At 50.1% G+C, this 14,986-nt stretch carries 14 protein-coding genes and 1 riboswitch; of the genes, 6 read left to right on the plus strand and 8 right to left on the minus strand.

What is annotated here, in order from left to right:
* Positions 1-15: 15 nt before the first annotated feature.
* From galT to DFR62_RS11130, 3 genes are read right to left on the minus strand one after another with little or no spacing between them, the layout of a single operon-like run.
* Positions 16-1,512 carry a UDP-glucose--hexose-1-phosphate uridylyltransferase gene (galT, locus tag DFR62_RS11120; protein ID WP_121300444.1) on the minus strand — a complete coding sequence of 499 codons (1,497 nt, stop codon included), beginning with the start codon at positions 1,510-1,512 and terminating at the stop codon, positions 16-18.
* The gene (gene galE / locus DFR62_RS11125) at positions 1,509-2,510 is read right to left on the minus strand and encodes a UDP-glucose 4-epimerase GalE (protein WP_121300445.1); all 1,002 of its coding nucleotides are present in this window, start codon (positions 2,508-2,510) and stop codon (positions 1,509-1,511) included. Before galE ends, galT begins: the two co-directional genes overlap by 4 nt.
* Positions 2,507-3,694 carry a galactokinase gene (locus DFR62_RS11130; protein WP_425273632.1) on the minus strand — a complete coding sequence of 396 codons (1,188 nt, stop codon included), beginning with the start codon at positions 3,692-3,694 and terminating at the stop codon, positions 2,507-2,509. The genes galE and DFR62_RS11130 overlap by 4 nt, the downstream gene beginning before the upstream one ends.
* 104 nt (positions 3,695-3,798) lie before the next feature.
* Here DFR62_RS11130 and DFR62_RS11135 point away from each other — a divergent pair, with 104 nt between their 5' ends.
* Together DFR62_RS11135 and DFR62_RS11140 are read left to right on the plus strand one after the other, a co-directional pair.
* Positions 3,799-4,950: an ROK family transcriptional regulator gene (locus DFR62_RS11135; RefSeq protein WP_121300447.1), complete on the plus strand. Its 1,152-nt coding sequence runs from the start codon at positions 3,799-3,801 to the stop codon at positions 4,948-4,950.
* A 50-nt stretch (positions 4,951-5,000) separates the two neighbouring features.
* Positions 5,001-6,047, plus strand: coding sequence for an aldose epimerase family protein (locus tag DFR62_RS11140; protein ID WP_121300448.1), 1,047 nt, complete (start codon positions 5,001-5,003; stop codon positions 6,045-6,047).
* Between the two features lie 141 nt (positions 6,048-6,188).
* On the opposite strand, the gene DFR62_RS11145 is transcribed toward DFR62_RS11140, so the two are convergent.
* A complete protein-coding gene (locus tag DFR62_RS11145; RefSeq protein ID WP_121300449.1) occupies positions 6,189-7,316 on the minus strand; it encodes a 5-methyltetrahydropteroyltriglutamate--homocysteine S-methyltransferase in 1,128 nt (375 codons plus the stop codon).
* 97 nt (positions 7,317-7,413) lie between these two features.
* Positions 7,414-7,519: riboswitch (SAM riboswitch) on the minus strand.
* Positions 7,520-7,756: 237 nt separating this feature from the next.
* Positions 7,757-8,350 carry a class I SAM-dependent methyltransferase gene (locus DFR62_RS11150; RefSeq protein WP_121300450.1) on the minus strand — a complete coding sequence of 198 codons (594 nt, stop codon included), beginning with the start codon at positions 8,348-8,350 and terminating at the stop codon, positions 7,757-7,759.
* Between the two features lie 245 nt (positions 8,351-8,595).
* Between DFR62_RS11150 and DFR62_RS11155 the strand changes: the two genes are divergently transcribed.
* On the plus strand, positions 8,596-10,098 hold the full coding sequence (locus DFR62_RS11155; protein ID WP_121300451.1) for a phytoene desaturase family protein: 1,503 nt from the start codon (positions 8,596-8,598) through the stop codon (positions 10,096-10,098).
* Positions 10,099-10,208: 110 nt separating this feature from the next.
* Here DFR62_RS11155 and DFR62_RS11160 read toward each other — a convergent pair whose 3' ends face one another.
* The 3 genes from DFR62_RS11160 to DFR62_RS11170 form a co-directional block, all read right to left on the minus strand.
* Positions 10,209-11,408: a cytochrome P450 family protein gene (locus tag DFR62_RS11160; protein ID WP_121300452.1), complete on the minus strand. Its 1,200-nt coding sequence runs from the start codon at positions 11,406-11,408 to the stop codon at positions 10,209-10,211.
* A gap of 139 nt (positions 11,409-11,547) precedes the next feature.
* Positions 11,548-12,363, minus strand: coding sequence for an alpha/beta fold hydrolase (locus DFR62_RS11165; RefSeq protein ID WP_121300453.1), 816 nt, complete (start codon positions 12,361-12,363; stop codon positions 11,548-11,550).
* 15 nt (positions 12,364-12,378) lie between these two features.
* The gene (locus DFR62_RS11170; protein WP_121300454.1) at positions 12,379-13,218 is read right to left on the minus strand and encodes a DUF4097 family beta strand repeat-containing protein; all 840 of its coding nucleotides are present in this window, start codon (positions 13,216-13,218) and stop codon (positions 12,379-12,381) included.
* Positions 13,219-13,337: 119 nt separating this feature from the next.
* Between DFR62_RS11170 and DFR62_RS11175 the strand changes: the two genes are divergently transcribed.
* The 3 genes from DFR62_RS11175 (at position 13,338) to DFR62_RS11185 (ending at position 14,834) form a co-directional block, all read left to right on the plus strand.
* Positions 13,338-13,940 carry a DUF2238 domain-containing protein gene (locus DFR62_RS11175; RefSeq protein ID WP_121300455.1) on the plus strand — a complete coding sequence of 201 codons (603 nt, stop codon included), beginning with the start codon at positions 13,338-13,340 and terminating at the stop codon, positions 13,938-13,940.
* 168 nt (positions 13,941-14,108) lie between these two features.
* Positions 14,109-14,555, plus strand: coding sequence for an SRPBCC family protein (locus tag DFR62_RS11180; protein ID WP_121300456.1), 447 nt, complete (start codon positions 14,109-14,111; stop codon positions 14,553-14,555).
* A 93-nt stretch (positions 14,556-14,648) separates the two neighbouring features.
* Positions 14,649-14,834 (plus strand): hypothetical protein, encoded by a 186-nt coding sequence (locus DFR62_RS11185; protein ID WP_121300457.1) that lies wholly within the window; start codon positions 14,649-14,651, stop codon positions 14,832-14,834.
* Positions 14,835-14,986 lie beyond the last annotated feature (152 nt).

Below are 14,986 nucleotides of genomic sequence, written 5' to 3' on the forward strand. Positions count from 1 at the left end.
TTTTTGTAATCGCGGTTAAATGGTTTCTGCTTTTTGTTCATTGACGGCATGGATAAATCGCTTGAACGCTTGAGGTTCTTTTAATACACCAGCGTCTTCCAAGATCCGGACAAATTTCTTGCCCAGTTCTTCCCTCACGAGCGCTTCGGCTTGTTCTCGGTTCGCGACAGTACCGTATTGCGCTTTTAATTGTTCTGCCCAGTCTTGATGAGCGGGTTCTACACGGTTCGTTTCACCGAGCAGGAATTCCTGGATTTGTTCCAGTTCTTGTTTCAAGCGCGGCGGCAGGACAGCGAGCCCCATCACTTCGATCAAGCCGATATTCTCTTTTTTGATGTGATGGACATCTGCATGGGGATGGAAAATCCCGCCAGGATGCTGCTCTGTCGTGCGGTTGTTTCTCAACACCAAATCGATTTCGAACAGTCTGTCGCGTTTTCTGGCAATCGGCGTGATCGTATTGTGCGGCGTATCCCCGGTCAAGGCGATGACGTCTGCCGCTTCATCCGAATACTGCTTCCAAATCTGCAAAATCTCATCTGCGGCATCCACCAGTTCATCGATATTGCTGCTTTTCAAGCGAATGACCGACATCGGCCAGTTGACGACAGATGCCCGGATATCCGGGAATGAATCCAAGTGGAACGAAAACGCATCTTCAGCGCGCGTCATCGCGAATTCATAACGGCCAGCCTGGTAATGGTCGTGGCTTAGGATAGATCCGCCGACAATCGGCAAATCGGCGTTCGAACCGACGAAATAATGAGGGAACTGTTCAGTAAACTTCAACAATCGTTCAAAGCCTCCGCGGTCGATTTTCATGTCGCGGTGCTCTTCGGAAAGCAGGATGCTGTGTTCATTATAATAGACGTAAGGCGAGTATTGGAAATACCAATTTTCCCCGGTGAGCGGAATCTTGACGACGCGATGGTTGGCGCGTGCCGGATAACCGATCCGCCCCACGTAGCCTTCGTTTTCCTTGCACAATAAACATTTCGGGTAGCTGAGCGTTTGCTTCATTTCACGTTCGCGTTTGATCTGTTCCGGGTCTTTTTCCGGTTTAGACAAGTTGATCGTGATGTCCATCTCACCATAAGGGCTGTTGTGTTTATAGGAAATGTTCTTTCGGATCCGATTCATTTGGATGTAATTGCTGTTTTGGCTCAGTTCGTAAAAATAATCGGTCGCAGCGATTGGCGATTCCGCGTATTTGTCGTTGAACGCGGCATTGATGGCGGAAGGCCTGGCGACGAAACAGTTCATGATATTCGCCGACAGCATTTCCTTGTCATCCAAGAGGTTTTGGATAATGCCGTTTTCAACTGCGTAGTCGATGAGCTCTTCCAATAAATTGGGGATGCTGTCGTCTATTGGTTCGACAGCGCCTTCCGGGAAGGCGTCCAGTTCAAGCAAGTGCATGACCTGGTTGCGGGCGTAATCGATATCGTCAGCTTCGATCAAACCAGTTGCCAAGGCTTTATGGATGAGTCCGGCAAGCGTTTGGTGAATCATAGCTTAACCTCTTCTCCGTAGCCGGCAGGATGAGCGGAATGCCAGTTCCAGGCATCTTCAATGATTTTCGTCACCGAAGTATGGCTTGGATGCCAGCCGAGAATGCGTGTCGCTTTTTCTGTACTGGCGACAAGAACGCTTGGGTCGCCTGCCCGGCGCGGCCCGATTTTGACAGGGATGTCTTTGCCGGTGACAGAGCGCGCAGCGGAAATCATTTCATTGACCGAGAAGCCTTGACTGCTGCCGAGGTTGAAGACGTCGTTTTCTCCGCCGTTCCGTAAGTAGTCGAGTGCCAACAGGTGGGCGTTGACGAGGTCTTCGATATGGACGTAGTCGCGGATGCACGTGCCGTCCGGCGTGTCGTAATCGTCGCCGAAAACGGTGATTTCCTCACGTTGTCCAAGGGCTGCCTGCAAAATGATCGGTACGAGATGGGATTCGGGGCGGTGATCTTCTCCGATTTCGCCTGTCGCCCGTGCGCCCGCTACATTGAAATAGCGCAAGGAGACGAATTTCAATTCATGTGCCACAGACATCCATTTCATCATTTTTTCCATCGTCAGTTTGGTTTCGCCGTAAGTGTTAGTCGGATGCGTCGGCATCGTTTCGGTGATCGGTACGGCTTCTGGCTCGCCGTAAGTGGCGGCTGTCGAAGAAAAGACGATGTTCTTCACACCGTGTTTTGTCATGGCCTGCAACAGGACCTGGGTGCCGTAGACGTTATTGTCAAAGTACTTTAACGGATTTTCCATTGATTCACCGACCAGTGAATTGGCGGCAAAATGAAGAACTTCGACGATCGATTCATTTTCGAATACTGTATCCAGGAAGTCTGCGTCCCGGATATCGCCTTCGTAAAAAACCGCTTCCGGGTGGACCGCTTGCCGGTGTCCATTTTCCAAATTGTCGACGACCACGACCTGCATGCCTTGGTCGATCAATTGATAAACTGCGTGAGAACCGATATAGCCCGCTCCGCCTAATACCAATACACTCATAATTGCCACTCCTCTACTAGCTCTTTTGCCCCGTCAGAGATTTTCGTTTCGTAAAACGATGGGGGATAGCCGAAATCTTTGCTATAGACTGCTGTCAGTGTTTTTTTGAAATTATCGATCTGTGCTTGCTCGACGATCGCGATCGCACAGCCGCCGAATCCAGCCCCGGTCATCCGTGCGCCGATGACACCGGGATGGCCCCATGCCGTTTCCGCGATTTTATCGAGTTCCGCGCCCGTAACTTCGTAATCATCACGAAGCGAGACATGGGAGGCATTCATCAAGTTTCCGAACGCTTCGATATGTCCTTGTTCCAGTTCGCTGAGCGCACGCACGGTCCGTTCATTTTCGTAGACAGCGTGCTTGGCGCGTTTTCGGTTGATGTCGTTTGCGATCAAATGCTTGTGCTGCTCGAATTGTTCGCCGGTCAATTCGCCGAGGCTATCGATCGGCAATTCTATCCGCAAATCCATCAAAGCCTGTTCGCATTCGCTGCGGCGTTCGTTGTATTTGGATGCAGCAAGCGTCCGTTGTTTATTGGAATTGATGATGACGATCTCGTAGCCGTTCAATTCGACCGGTGCGTAACTGAATTTCAGTGTTTGGCAATCCAGCAGCATCGCGTGGTCTTTTTTGCCTTTGCCGATGGCGAACTGGTCCATGATGCCGCTGTTGACGCCGAGGTAATCGTTTTCAACTTTCTGCCCCAGGCGGATCATCTGCAGGCGCTCAATCTCCAAATCGAATAGCTCTTCAAGCACAACGCCTGTCGCCATTTCAATAGAAGCGGAAGAGGAGAGGCCGGCGCCGTTTGGAATATCTCCGTAAAATAAGATATCCATGCCCGAAGGAATCGAAAAACCGTTTTCGATAAATGTATGGATCATGCCTTTCGGAAAGTTCGCCCAGTCGTGATCCGGGTTGAAAGACAAATCGCCAAGTGTGCACTCGATGATGCCGGCATCCGGGAAATTCATCGAATAAAAACGTAATGTTTGGTCAGAGCGTTTTCTCGCGATGGCGTAAGTGCCAAGTGAGATCGCGGCAGGAAATACATGGCCGCCGTTGTAATCGGTATGTTCACCGATCAAATTGATGCGGCCGGGTGCGAAGAAAGAACGCGGTGTGTCAGTGGTCTGAAAGATATCCTGGTAGTTTTGCAGCAAATCTGGCTGTGTCATCATGTCCCTCCAATACTTTGTAAATTAATTTAATTAACATAAGTATATGGTATTTTGTTAAACTATTCAATAAAGAAACTGAAAACTTTAAAAACGGAGGAATTAGCATGCGCCAAGGCAGCTTTCAATGGATGAAATCGATGAACAAATCGATCATCCTCAATAAAATCAGAACGCAAGGGCCAATCTCCAGGGCGCAGATTGCGCGCGAGACCAACTTGACTCGCCCGACAGTGAGCAGCAATGTAAAAGAACTGATCGACCAAAACATTGTCGAAGAAAGCGATGTCGGACAATCGCAAGGCGGCCGCAAGCCGACGATGCTGGTCATCAATCACGGCGCTTTTTGCATTCTCGGAGTGGATGCCGGACCGGATTCGATCGAATGCATCGTGGCGGACCTCTCTGGAAAAGTGCTTGAAAGATCCGAAACCCAATTGGAATTGCCGACCGATAATGAAAAGTTTCTCGACGCCTTGAAACGCTGCATCCAAGACTGCCTTTTGAAAACGACAGGGAAAGACGTCGTCGGCATCGGAGTTGCGATGCATGGGGTGGTGGATGTCGAGACAGGGGTATCTTTGGTGGCACCGAATTTAGGGCTTGCCGATATCCCGATCAAAGAAGAGCTTGAGAATACGTTCGGTTTGGAAGTAAAAGTGGAAAATGATGCACGCGCCATGGCGCTTGGGGAGTTTTGGTTCGGCGATCATGGTGAACTCGAGAGCATGCTTGCGGTCAATATCGGCCGTGGCGTGGGCGCAGGGATGATCATCGGAGGAAAGCTATATCATGGCTCCTCCGATATCGCCGGGGAGATCGGCCATATGACAATCGACCTGAACGGTCAGGTGTGTGAATGCGGCAACCGCGGTTGCCTGCAGACCTTTGTCGCGGGACCGGCAATCACGCGGAACATCAGCGAGAAAACAGCGCAATCACTGAGTGCGGAACAAGTTTTCGAGCAAGCGCTGGGCGGCAATGAAGCATGCATCGAGGTACTGACACAAGCGGGAAGAGCGATGGGCGTTGGGTTGACCAATCTGATCCATATCATCAATCCAGAAAAAATCGTTCTCGGCGGCGGCGTTTCCAAAGCGCAGCAATTCATCCTGCCGGCGATCCGTGAAACGATTCGGGCGTCTGCATTGACGCAATCGGCAAGCCGGACGCAAGTGGAAATTACCAAGCTTGGCGACGACGCCACGTTAATCGGGGCAGTGACGCTGTTGTTGGTGGACGTTTTTGAACTGACGTAAAGCGAGTGATTGTGTATGGGGATATAAACATTGGAAGGGTGATCAACAAGATGGCAATTACTAAAAAAATATTCGGCCAAATCAATGGCCAAGATATCACGCGCTATACACTGACGAACGACAAGGGTTTTCAACTCTCGTGTCTCGACTACGGCTGCATCATCACGGAAATCCTGGCGCCAGACCGAGACGGCTTGCTGGAGAATGTTGTACTCGGCTTCGATACATGGGAAGAGTACGGAAGCAATCCGCATTATTTCGGTGCCGTCGTCGGGCGTTTTGCCGGCCGTATCCAAGAAGGCGCTTTTACAATAGAGGGAACGAATTACCAGCTCGCCAAAAATTCCGATGGCCAGCATTTGCACGGCGGTCCTGGCGGCTTTCACGCAGCCGTCTGGAAAACGAAAATGATTGAAACCGAAAACGAGTCGATCGTAGAATTTACCCATTTCAGCCCAGACGGAGAAGAAGGGTTTCCTGGAAATCTAACGATGACGGTCCGCTACATCGTGAAGAGCGATGAAAATCAATTGGCGGTTTCCTATTCCGCTGTATCCGATAAGACGACCTTGCTGAATGTCACCAACCATTCCTACTTCAATTTGAGCGGCGATTTCAAGCGGACGATTGTGGATCATCAACTGACCATCCCAAGCGGCCACTACGCGGAGTTAAACGAAGACATGTTGCCGACGGGTAAGTTGGTGCCGGTAGAGGAAGATCCACTATTTGATTTCCGCAAACGCAGAACCATCCGCGAAGGGACAGACTCGCAGCATCCGCAAATCGAACTCGTCGGCGGCGGCTATGACCATCCATTCCTATTGGATAAAGAAGCTAAGCCGGTGATCAAGCTTAAAGACGAGGAAAGCGGGCGCAGTTTGCAGGTTGAAACAACAGAGCCGGCAGTCGTCTTGTATACCGCCAACCATATCGGCGGCCCGTATTCATTCAAAGGCGTGGCGGCTCAAAATCAGCTCGGGCTATGCCTCGAAACACAAGGCATGCCAGATTCCATCCATCATCCGCATTTTCCTTCTGCGATATTGAAAGCAGAGGAAGCGTTTGAGTCGCGGACGGTGTATCGGTTTGTGTAGTAGTGCTGTCCCTGTGCGCGACACAATTCGGCCAGCCGAAACCGCGGTGTGAGTGGCTTAGGGTATGAAAACGTCCCTGTGCACCACAAAATTATTCCGAACAAAAAGGCAAGCGCGAACTCCGCGCTTGCCTTTTCTCATTCATTCTCCGAAAATCTCTTCAGAAACTTCCACGATGTAGCGCAGTTTGTCCCATTGCTGATCTTCGGTGAGGATATTGCCGTGATGGGTCGAAGCGAATCCGCATTGAGGGCTGATGCATAGCTGCTCGAGCGGCACGTGTTTAGCGGCTTCTGCGACGCGTGCTTTGATTGCTTGTTTGTCTTCAAGTTCCCCATTTTTCGATGTGAAGACGCCGAGCACGACTCTTGGCCCACCGTTTGGAATGTGCTCAAGTGGCTGGAAGCTGCCGGAGCGGTCGTCGTCGTATTCAAGGAAGAAGCCATCGACTTTTTCTTTGGCGAACAAGGTAGGCGCGATCAATGCATAGCTGCCTTCAAATGCCCAGTCGGATTGATAATTGCCGCGGCACAGGTGAGTCGTCACGGCGAGGTCTTCCGGCTTGCCTTCCAGCACGCCGTTTGCAACGCGAAGCGCCAAGTCGATTAAATACTCGCGATTGTATTTGCCGTCGTTGAACGGGATGTCCGGCGATGATAAGCCAGCGATATAGACATCGTCGATTTGGATATAGCGCGCGCCGGCGTCATAAAACGCCTGGAAAGCGTCGCGGTAAGCTTGGATGACGTCTTTCGCGTAATCTTCCAGATCCGGATAGATGGCTTCATCGCGAATGCCTTGATTGAAAAATTGGTTCGGGCTTGGAATCGTTAATTTCGGCACCGCTCGGCCATCGACGATTTCCTTGAATTCGATGAAATCCCTGATGAATGGGTGGTTTTCATTGAATGAAATCTTGCCGATGTTGCGGACGTCGTAAGCTTCGGTTTCGACGTTTTTGAACTGATAGCCTTTTTCCGGTGTGTAGCCTTCAAAGCCGTTAATATGCGCCATGAAATCAGTGTGCCAGAATGTGCGGCGAAATTCTCCGTCCGTCACTGCTTTGAGGCCGACTTCGATTTGCTTGTCGACGATACGCTTGATTTCCGTCGTCTCGATTTCCCGCAGTTGTTCTGATGTGATGGTGCCTTCTTTAAACTGTTTGCGTGCTTCGTGAATGCTGTCGGGGCGCAGGAGGCTTCCGACGTGATCCGCCTTGAATGGAGCGGTTGTTAGTTTTGGGTTTGTTTGAATCGTTGAGTGGGTCATGTGAAATTCCTTCTTTCTGTTTTTAGTGTGGGTGGTGGAAATAAAAAACGGGACTTTCTTCGAAAAGAAGAAAGCCCCGTTTATGGAAAATACATTCTTCTTATCTTCTAGGCTTACGCCTATTGGAATTAGCACCTTGTCCTGAATCAGGGCGGTTGCTGAGACTTCATAGGGCCAAATCCCTCCGTCTCTCTTGATAAGAAATCGATTATTAAGTTAATTGCTGGTTGATGTGGTTCACATTAAAGCAATCTTCGGATAATTGCAAGGGAATTGGGAATTATTTTTTTGTCCCTGTGTACCACACAATTCAGGAAAACCTATATACAGGGTGAATGAATGGCGAATACCGTAGAATATGCATCTTTGGATTTTTTTGTGCATTTTCATGCTTTCGCATAAATAGTCATAATTGTGCCGTGCACAGGGACAGCTACAATTCACCACGGTTTCCGGCTTTCAATGGTCAAAAACAGCCCGCCGTAATAGGAGTCCACCTTCATGACTTCGAATGGAGAACGGTTCACCAAATCGAGCGTATCGCGATTCAAATGGCAGCCGTCGCATAGCTTTTTCCAGATGGGTGTCAAGGATTCCTGCGTCTTGCCCATGAGCGGTTGGTCCATTTTGACATGCTCGAACATGAAGATCCGGGCTCCGGGTTTGCTGACGCGGTAGATTTCTTCGAGCGCTCTGACAGGGTCCGGGATCGTACAGAACACCAAAGTCGCGACGACGGTGTCGAAGCTGTTATCGGCGAAAGGAAGTTCTTCTGCCACCGCTTCGTACGTATGGATCGGTGTCTTTGATTTTCGGATGCGCTTTTCTGCCTGTTTGCTCATCTCCGGATTCGGTTCGATGGCGTCGACCCGTTCGGCATGTTGGTAATAGCGGAAGTTCGCTCCTGTACCGAAGCCGATTTCGAGCACACGCCCAGTTGCTTGCTGGACGAGATTTTTACGTATCTTCTCAAAACGGGTTTTCTCCAACGGTTTCATGGCCGTGTCGTATATATGGGGCAGAAATCCACCCATAGCGATCAACTCCTGTCTTTTGAATTGCCTGTATTTATACCATTCCACTTTTCCCGTTCGATATCCTGTTTACTTCTGGAATGAACGGTTCATCTAGGATTATACAAAAACTATACAATAAGCGTTTTTAAGCTTATTATGAAGGGAATAACAAGGACAATGGCATGATGCTGAAGAATCTCCCTAAAAGCGATTTCAGGCAAAACGAAGAGTACATATTTCAATGAAAAAGGGGCGGTACATATATGGGGAAAGCGAAAAAATCCGTAATCGTAATCGGGGGCGGCCTTGGGGGCTTGTCGGCGGCGATTTCATTGCAGCAAAAAGGCTATGAGGTTTCGTTATATGAAAAGAACGAGCATATCGGCGGGAAAGTGAACCGCTTGGAGCGGGACGGGTTTGGGTTTGATTTGGGCCCGTCGATTTTGACGATGCCGCATATCTTTGACCGCCTGTTCCAAGGCAGCGGCAAAAACATGACAGATTATGTGCCGATGCAGCGCTTAGAGCGTGAGTGGCGCTCGTTTTTCCCGGACGGCACGGTGATCGACTTGTACCATGACCTTCGTTTGATGGAACGGGCGAACCCGGCTTTGTCTAAAAAAGATATGAAAGAATATTACGCATTGCTGAAGTACGCGAAAAAGATTTACGAAACGACCGAGCGAAGCTATTTGAAAGAAGGGTTCGAATCGCCAAAAGAGGCAGTCGCACAAAACGGCATCCTTGCAACTTTAACCGGATTTGATTTGACTTCAACGATGTACAGCGCGATTTCAAAACGCATCACGAATCCGCATTTGCGCGACATGCTGTCTTATTACGTAAAATACGTAGGGTCTTCGCCGTACAGCGCACCCGCCGTGCTCAATATGATGATTTATATGCAACACGCGCAAGGCTGCTGGTATGTGCCGGGCGGCATGCACAATTTGGCAGGCGGAATGGAAAAATTGGCGCGGGAAATAGGCGTCCAGATCCATACGGGCATGGGCGTGATCCGTGCCTTAACAAGTGCGGAAGGCAAAATCACCGGCATTGAACTCGAAGACGGCAGCTTCCAAACCGCTGATTATTACGTATCGAATATGGAAGTCATTCCGTTCTATCAAAAAATGGTCAAAGCGGAGCATGAGTTTGTCGATAAACTGGAGAAGAAATACGAACCGGCAAGTTCGGGGCTCGTCTTGCATCTCGGCGTCAAGAAGAGCTATCCACAGCTGAACCACCATAATTTCTTCTTCTCGGACAATTTAAAAGAGCAGATGGACAAGGTGTTCGAACGCCACGAGCTGCCGGACGAACCGACAATCTATCTCGTCAACGTCAATAAGACCGACCCGACGCAGGCGCCAGAAGGGCATGAGAATATCAAAATCCTGCCGCATATCCCGTATATCCAGGATAACCCGTTCACACCGGAGCAGTACAAGGAATTCGAAGAGCGTGTCATCGATAAGCTCGAACGCATGGGGCTCGCCGGCTTGCGCGATAATATCGTCGTACGCGATGTTTGGACGCCGCATGATATCGAGCGCATCTACGGTTCGGACCGCGGCGCGATCTACGGCACGGTTTCCGACAAGAACAAAAACGGCGGCTTCAAGCACAAGAAGCAAAGCGAACTGTATGACAATCTGTATTTTGTCGGCGGTACCGTCAACCCGGGCGGCGGCATGCCAATGGTGACCTTGAGCGGCCAGCAAGTGAGTGATAAGATCGTCAAGCGCGATAATGAAAACAACTAAAAATCTACAGTCCTGAGACGGTTTTTCCGTTCTCACGGCTTAGGCTGTTTACAATTCAAAAGGCGATGCCAATGACTTTAACAAGTCAATGGCATCGCCTTTTTGCATATTCATTTTTCGAGTGTCACCGGAAGTTCACGGACGCCGCGGACAATCATGCCCGGACGCCATTCGAGTTCGTTTTCCGGGACAGCGAGCGCCATGCCGGGGAAGCGTTTCAATAGGCCGTCGATTGCGGTATGGCCTTCCAGCCGTGCGAGCGGGGCGCCAAGGCAGAAATGGATGCCTTTGCCAAACGCCAAATGCGCACTTTTCTCGCGGTGGATATCGAACAGTTCCGGGTTATCGAACTGCTCGGGGTCATGGTTCGCAGCGTTCAAAGCGACGATGACCAAATCGCCCCGGTGGATAGTTTTTCCGCCAAATTCCATGTCTTCTGCGGCCCATCTGGAGGTGCTGAATTCGACCGGTCCATTCAAGCGCAGCGATTCTTCGATGGCTGGGCCGATGAGTTCAGGCTGTACGCATAATTCGTGCTGTTGTTCGGGATGTTTCAATAGCGTGAGTACGGTGTTGCCGATCAAGTTCACGGTCGTTTCGTGTCCTGCGATGATCAGCAAGGAAACCAGTCCGTACAGCTCTTTTTCCGTCAGCCGGTCGCCCGATTCCTCCGCTTCGATCAATCGGCTGATCAAGTCGTCTCCCGGTTGTTGGCGCACTTTTTGGAACCATTCGCCGAGATAGCGGACAAATTCATTCATATGCTCATAAACGCTAACGCCTGCTTCGCCGCTCGTGCCTTCGATGAGCGAGTTCGACCATGTCCGGAATTTATCGCGGTCCTGTGATGGGACGCCCAAGATTTCGCAAATGACGATGATGGGGAGCGGGAAGGCGAATTCGTCAATTAAGTTGACGCTCGATTTGCCTTCGAATCCCTCAAGCAATTCGTCGGTGATTTCCTGGATGCGCGGTTTCATGCTTTCGATCATTTTCGGCGTGAACGCTTTTTGTGCGAGCCCGCGCAGCCTTTTATGGTCAGGTGGGTCGGAAAATAGCATGTTTTGGGTGAACACGCTCATCTCGTCCATGCTGCCGCCGAACAGCTTCGAAAAGTCTTTGATAAAGCGTGGGTCTTTCAATACGGCTTCCGCATCCGCATAGCGCGTCACGAGCCAACCGAGCTGGCCATCCGGAAAACGCACCTGGTGAACAGGGTCTTCTTCGCGCAGCCGCTCGTAAGCGGGATAAGGGTTTCGGGTGAATTCAGGGCTGAATAATTGTGTTTTGTCTTTGTCATGCAAGTCCATTGAAATGCCTCCTTTTTTATCTATACCCTGAGGCGGATGGCTTTTACTCGCCTATTTTTCATATTCCTTCCTTCTCTAAAGAAATATGGAAGGCCGTTCTTTCGGTCCAAGCAATTTTCCGGTGAAATGGTTTGGCCAGCTAGAAGCTTTTTTCTACTTTATCGACAAACCGTATGATGGCCTTTGCGACTTCTGTTGGGCTTTCCCAGTAGAGCATGTGCCCGAGCTGCGGGAGGATGCACAGCTGGGAGTTAGCGATGGCAGCAGCCAGCTTTTGCTGATCTTCTGGTGAAGCGAGGGCATCTTCTTTTCCGGAAATAATAAGCGCTGGAGCCGTCACTTGATGAAGGAGACCAGGGAATTTTTCATTCAATGCAGTATTACTCGTTTCTTTCCATACACGTGCCCGAACTTTTTGGATCTCGCTGAACATCTTCTCCAAGAAATCGGCAGGAACCGGTTTATTTAAAAGTCCACCGGTGAATCCTCGGATAAACTCGGGGCTGACGGGATCCGTTAAGCGTGACAAAGTGGATTCATAAATGGCGACGACTTCTGGCTGGTTGCCGAGTTCGGAAGAGGAGCCGATTAAGATGAGCCCGAGCGTCCGCTCCGGATATTTCGCGGCAAAACTCCTGGCGGCAAATCCCCCGCTGGATGCACCCACGATAAAGGCTTTCCCAATAGCTTTGGCATCCATGAACTGCAGCAAATCCGCTTCAAAATCTTCTGTTCGATACGTCAGTTCCGGCAGATCGATGCCATCGTGCCCACGCTGTGTGAAGGAAAGGGTGCGCAGATGTTCAGGAAAGCAAGCGAACAGCAAATCGAAAGTGTGGCAGGAATCGGCCAGCCCGTGTAGGAAAATGAGAGGAGTGCCGTGTGGATCGCCGCGCTCGATATAGCTTAGTTCCCTCGTATCTGCCAAGCGCAGAGCTGTTGGTTTCAAAGACATATTAACTCATTCCCTTCATTCAACAGTAATGCTTCCATTATTCGAAACTAGACGGATCAATACGTCGCCGCTGCCGAACACGGTCTCTTCATTTTCACGACCGTATATACCAATGCTGCCATTATCGATGCGCGCTTCGATGCGGGCGTTTGCCGGTTCGGTTTCGGTCCGGATTTCGATGCGCCCATTATCCGTATCGAAATCGACAGGGAAATCAAGCGTGTCCGTTTCCAATTCGATGCGGCCGTTATTTGCCTGGGCTTCCAGTTCGCCTGCCACTTCGCTGAACATGATGCGGCCATTCGATGAGCGGACGCTGATGTCGGCTTCCATGTCGTTCAATTCAATGCGGCCGTTATCCGTTTCGACATCGACCGTCTCGCTGTCAACTGCCTCCAAAACGATGCGCCCGTTGTCTGCTTCAAGCGTGAACTCCGCGGCCCTGATATCATTCGCCTCGATGCTTCCGTTATTGCTCTCAGCCGACAGGGAATCGAGTCCGCTTGCTGGCACATAAACTTGCAGTGTATAGGAGCGGTTGAAGTCGAAATTGAAGAACGGGGAGCGGTCTTCGATTTCGATTGCAAGGCGCCCGCCTGCAGAATCGGTATTTAAGGTGAAGTCGTCGTCATTGCCCAACAGCACGATACGGGATCTTGCGTCATCGCTTGGCATAATTTCCACACGGGAATTTTCAACCGTGATTTCCATGTTCTCGATCTCCTCGGTGAAGCTTTGTTCATCGAGCACTTCCTGCTGTGCCGGATCGGCTTGCCCAAGGATATAGACGGCAATGACAATTCCGAGCAAGGTCAAGCTGGCGAGGATAAGGACGAGCCTCCAAAAAGTTTTCATCTGCTTTTTCTCCTTTCATGAAAAGAATAGGAAACAGGCTTTACACTGACAGGCGTTTTTCCATAAGCGTTGAATATATAGAACAAGAGCCAGATCTGGGAATAGAAAGGGTGGTCATAATGGAATCCATGCAAAATAGGCGGGCGATTGCCGTGGAACGGGTCGTTTGGTGGTCGGTCCAAGCCTCACTGATTGCGGGCATCTATTATATGTACACACAAAGCAACGGCACGAAAATGTTCATGGGCGCACTCACCGTCCTTGTGATGATTGGATTGGCACTCGTCCAGAGGCGTTTCGGGTATCCTTTGCCGGCCATTTTTGCGAGCATTGTCTATTTTTTCATCTTTTTTTCGGTCGTCATCGGCACGTTCGGGGGTGGCTACCGGATCAACCATTTCGATGATTTTCTCCATATCTTCTCCGGCATTTGGATTGGCTATGCAAGTTGGATCATTTTAAGGCGCTTGCTGCGAAATGGGGGAGCGTCCGAGTTGCCGGATTCGTTCGTTGCCTTGTATATGATTTCGTTTTCATTGGCAGCGGCAGCCGTATGGGAGCTGCTCGAATTTGCCGGCGATAAATTATTCAGCTTTACGGCGCAGGGCAGGGATCCCGACGATACGATGATCGACATGATTATGGGATTGATCGGCGGGGCGATTACCGCATTTGTCATTTTGAAATTAAGGCGCAGGGGCTTATATGTGAAGAAGCAATGATAGTTGGCCGCTCTGCAAATTCCTTTAACGACATTTTACTATAAATATCAGAAAAGTCAGTTTATTTAATCGAAAACATGCTATATTAATAACTATAGGAAGGGCGTAGAAAACGTTCCACCGCTAGCCGGCAAGACCGGAAATGTTTGGGCAAGGGAGGGTGACGGCATGTGGAGAGTAAGGAACACGGTTTTCATCGACCGGCGGGTAAAGGAAGTTCATCACTTTGCGACCAATCCGCTGCTCTGGTACCAATGGTATGCCGGATTGTCCGAAGCGGAAGATTTGATCGGCACGGGAAAGAAAGGCACGAGCATGAATTTGAGGTATTATTTTTTCGGAAGAAGCCTGGCTTTGCATGTATTGGTTGTGGAAAATGCGGCTGTAAAAGATGGATACGTGTGGCGATGCCTCATTAGCGGCGCGTTTGACGGGACCCAAACCTGGCGCTATATCCCGAAAGACGGCGGCACCGAGATTCAATTCGAGATGGACTATGAACTCCCCGGAAGCATATTCGGGAAATTGGCCAACACGATTTACATCAAGAAGCTCATGTACAACTCGGTTGAACAGACCTTGCAAAACTTGAAAGACATTAGTGAAACCGAATAATCGAAAGAAGCAGGTCCCAAAGACAAGTGGGTGGTTTTCAGCTTGCTTTTCTTATCGGGAGTGACAGTCGATTTTTGAAGGAGTGTAGCGAAAATGGAGACAAACCAGAAGCTTGATTATTCCCAGATGCCTTTTACCGGTCTGGGGCTGGTGATGGGCACGGCAATCGGTGCAGCTTTGGCATTGATCTTAACAGGGAATATTATGTGGGCAGGAGTAGGGACAGGGGTGGGCCTCGTTCTCGGCGCGGCGCTTGAGAGTATGAAGACGCATCAATAAAGTTTCGCGCGCAGCGCATAGCCTCCAGTTATTCTGGAAGTGAAAATCCATTGCGCTCGCGGTCAATCGTGGCAATGGTGTTCAAATCGTTCTTCTTCGTAAAGGAAGAAACAGGTATTGAAGCGGCCGGCGATTCTGGGGGCAAGGAATTG

The sequence above is a fragment of the Planococcus citreus genome, from assembly GCF_003664125.1.
GTDB classification, from domain to species: domain Bacteria; phylum Bacillota; class Bacilli; order Bacillales_A; family Planococcaceae; genus Planococcus; species Planococcus citreus.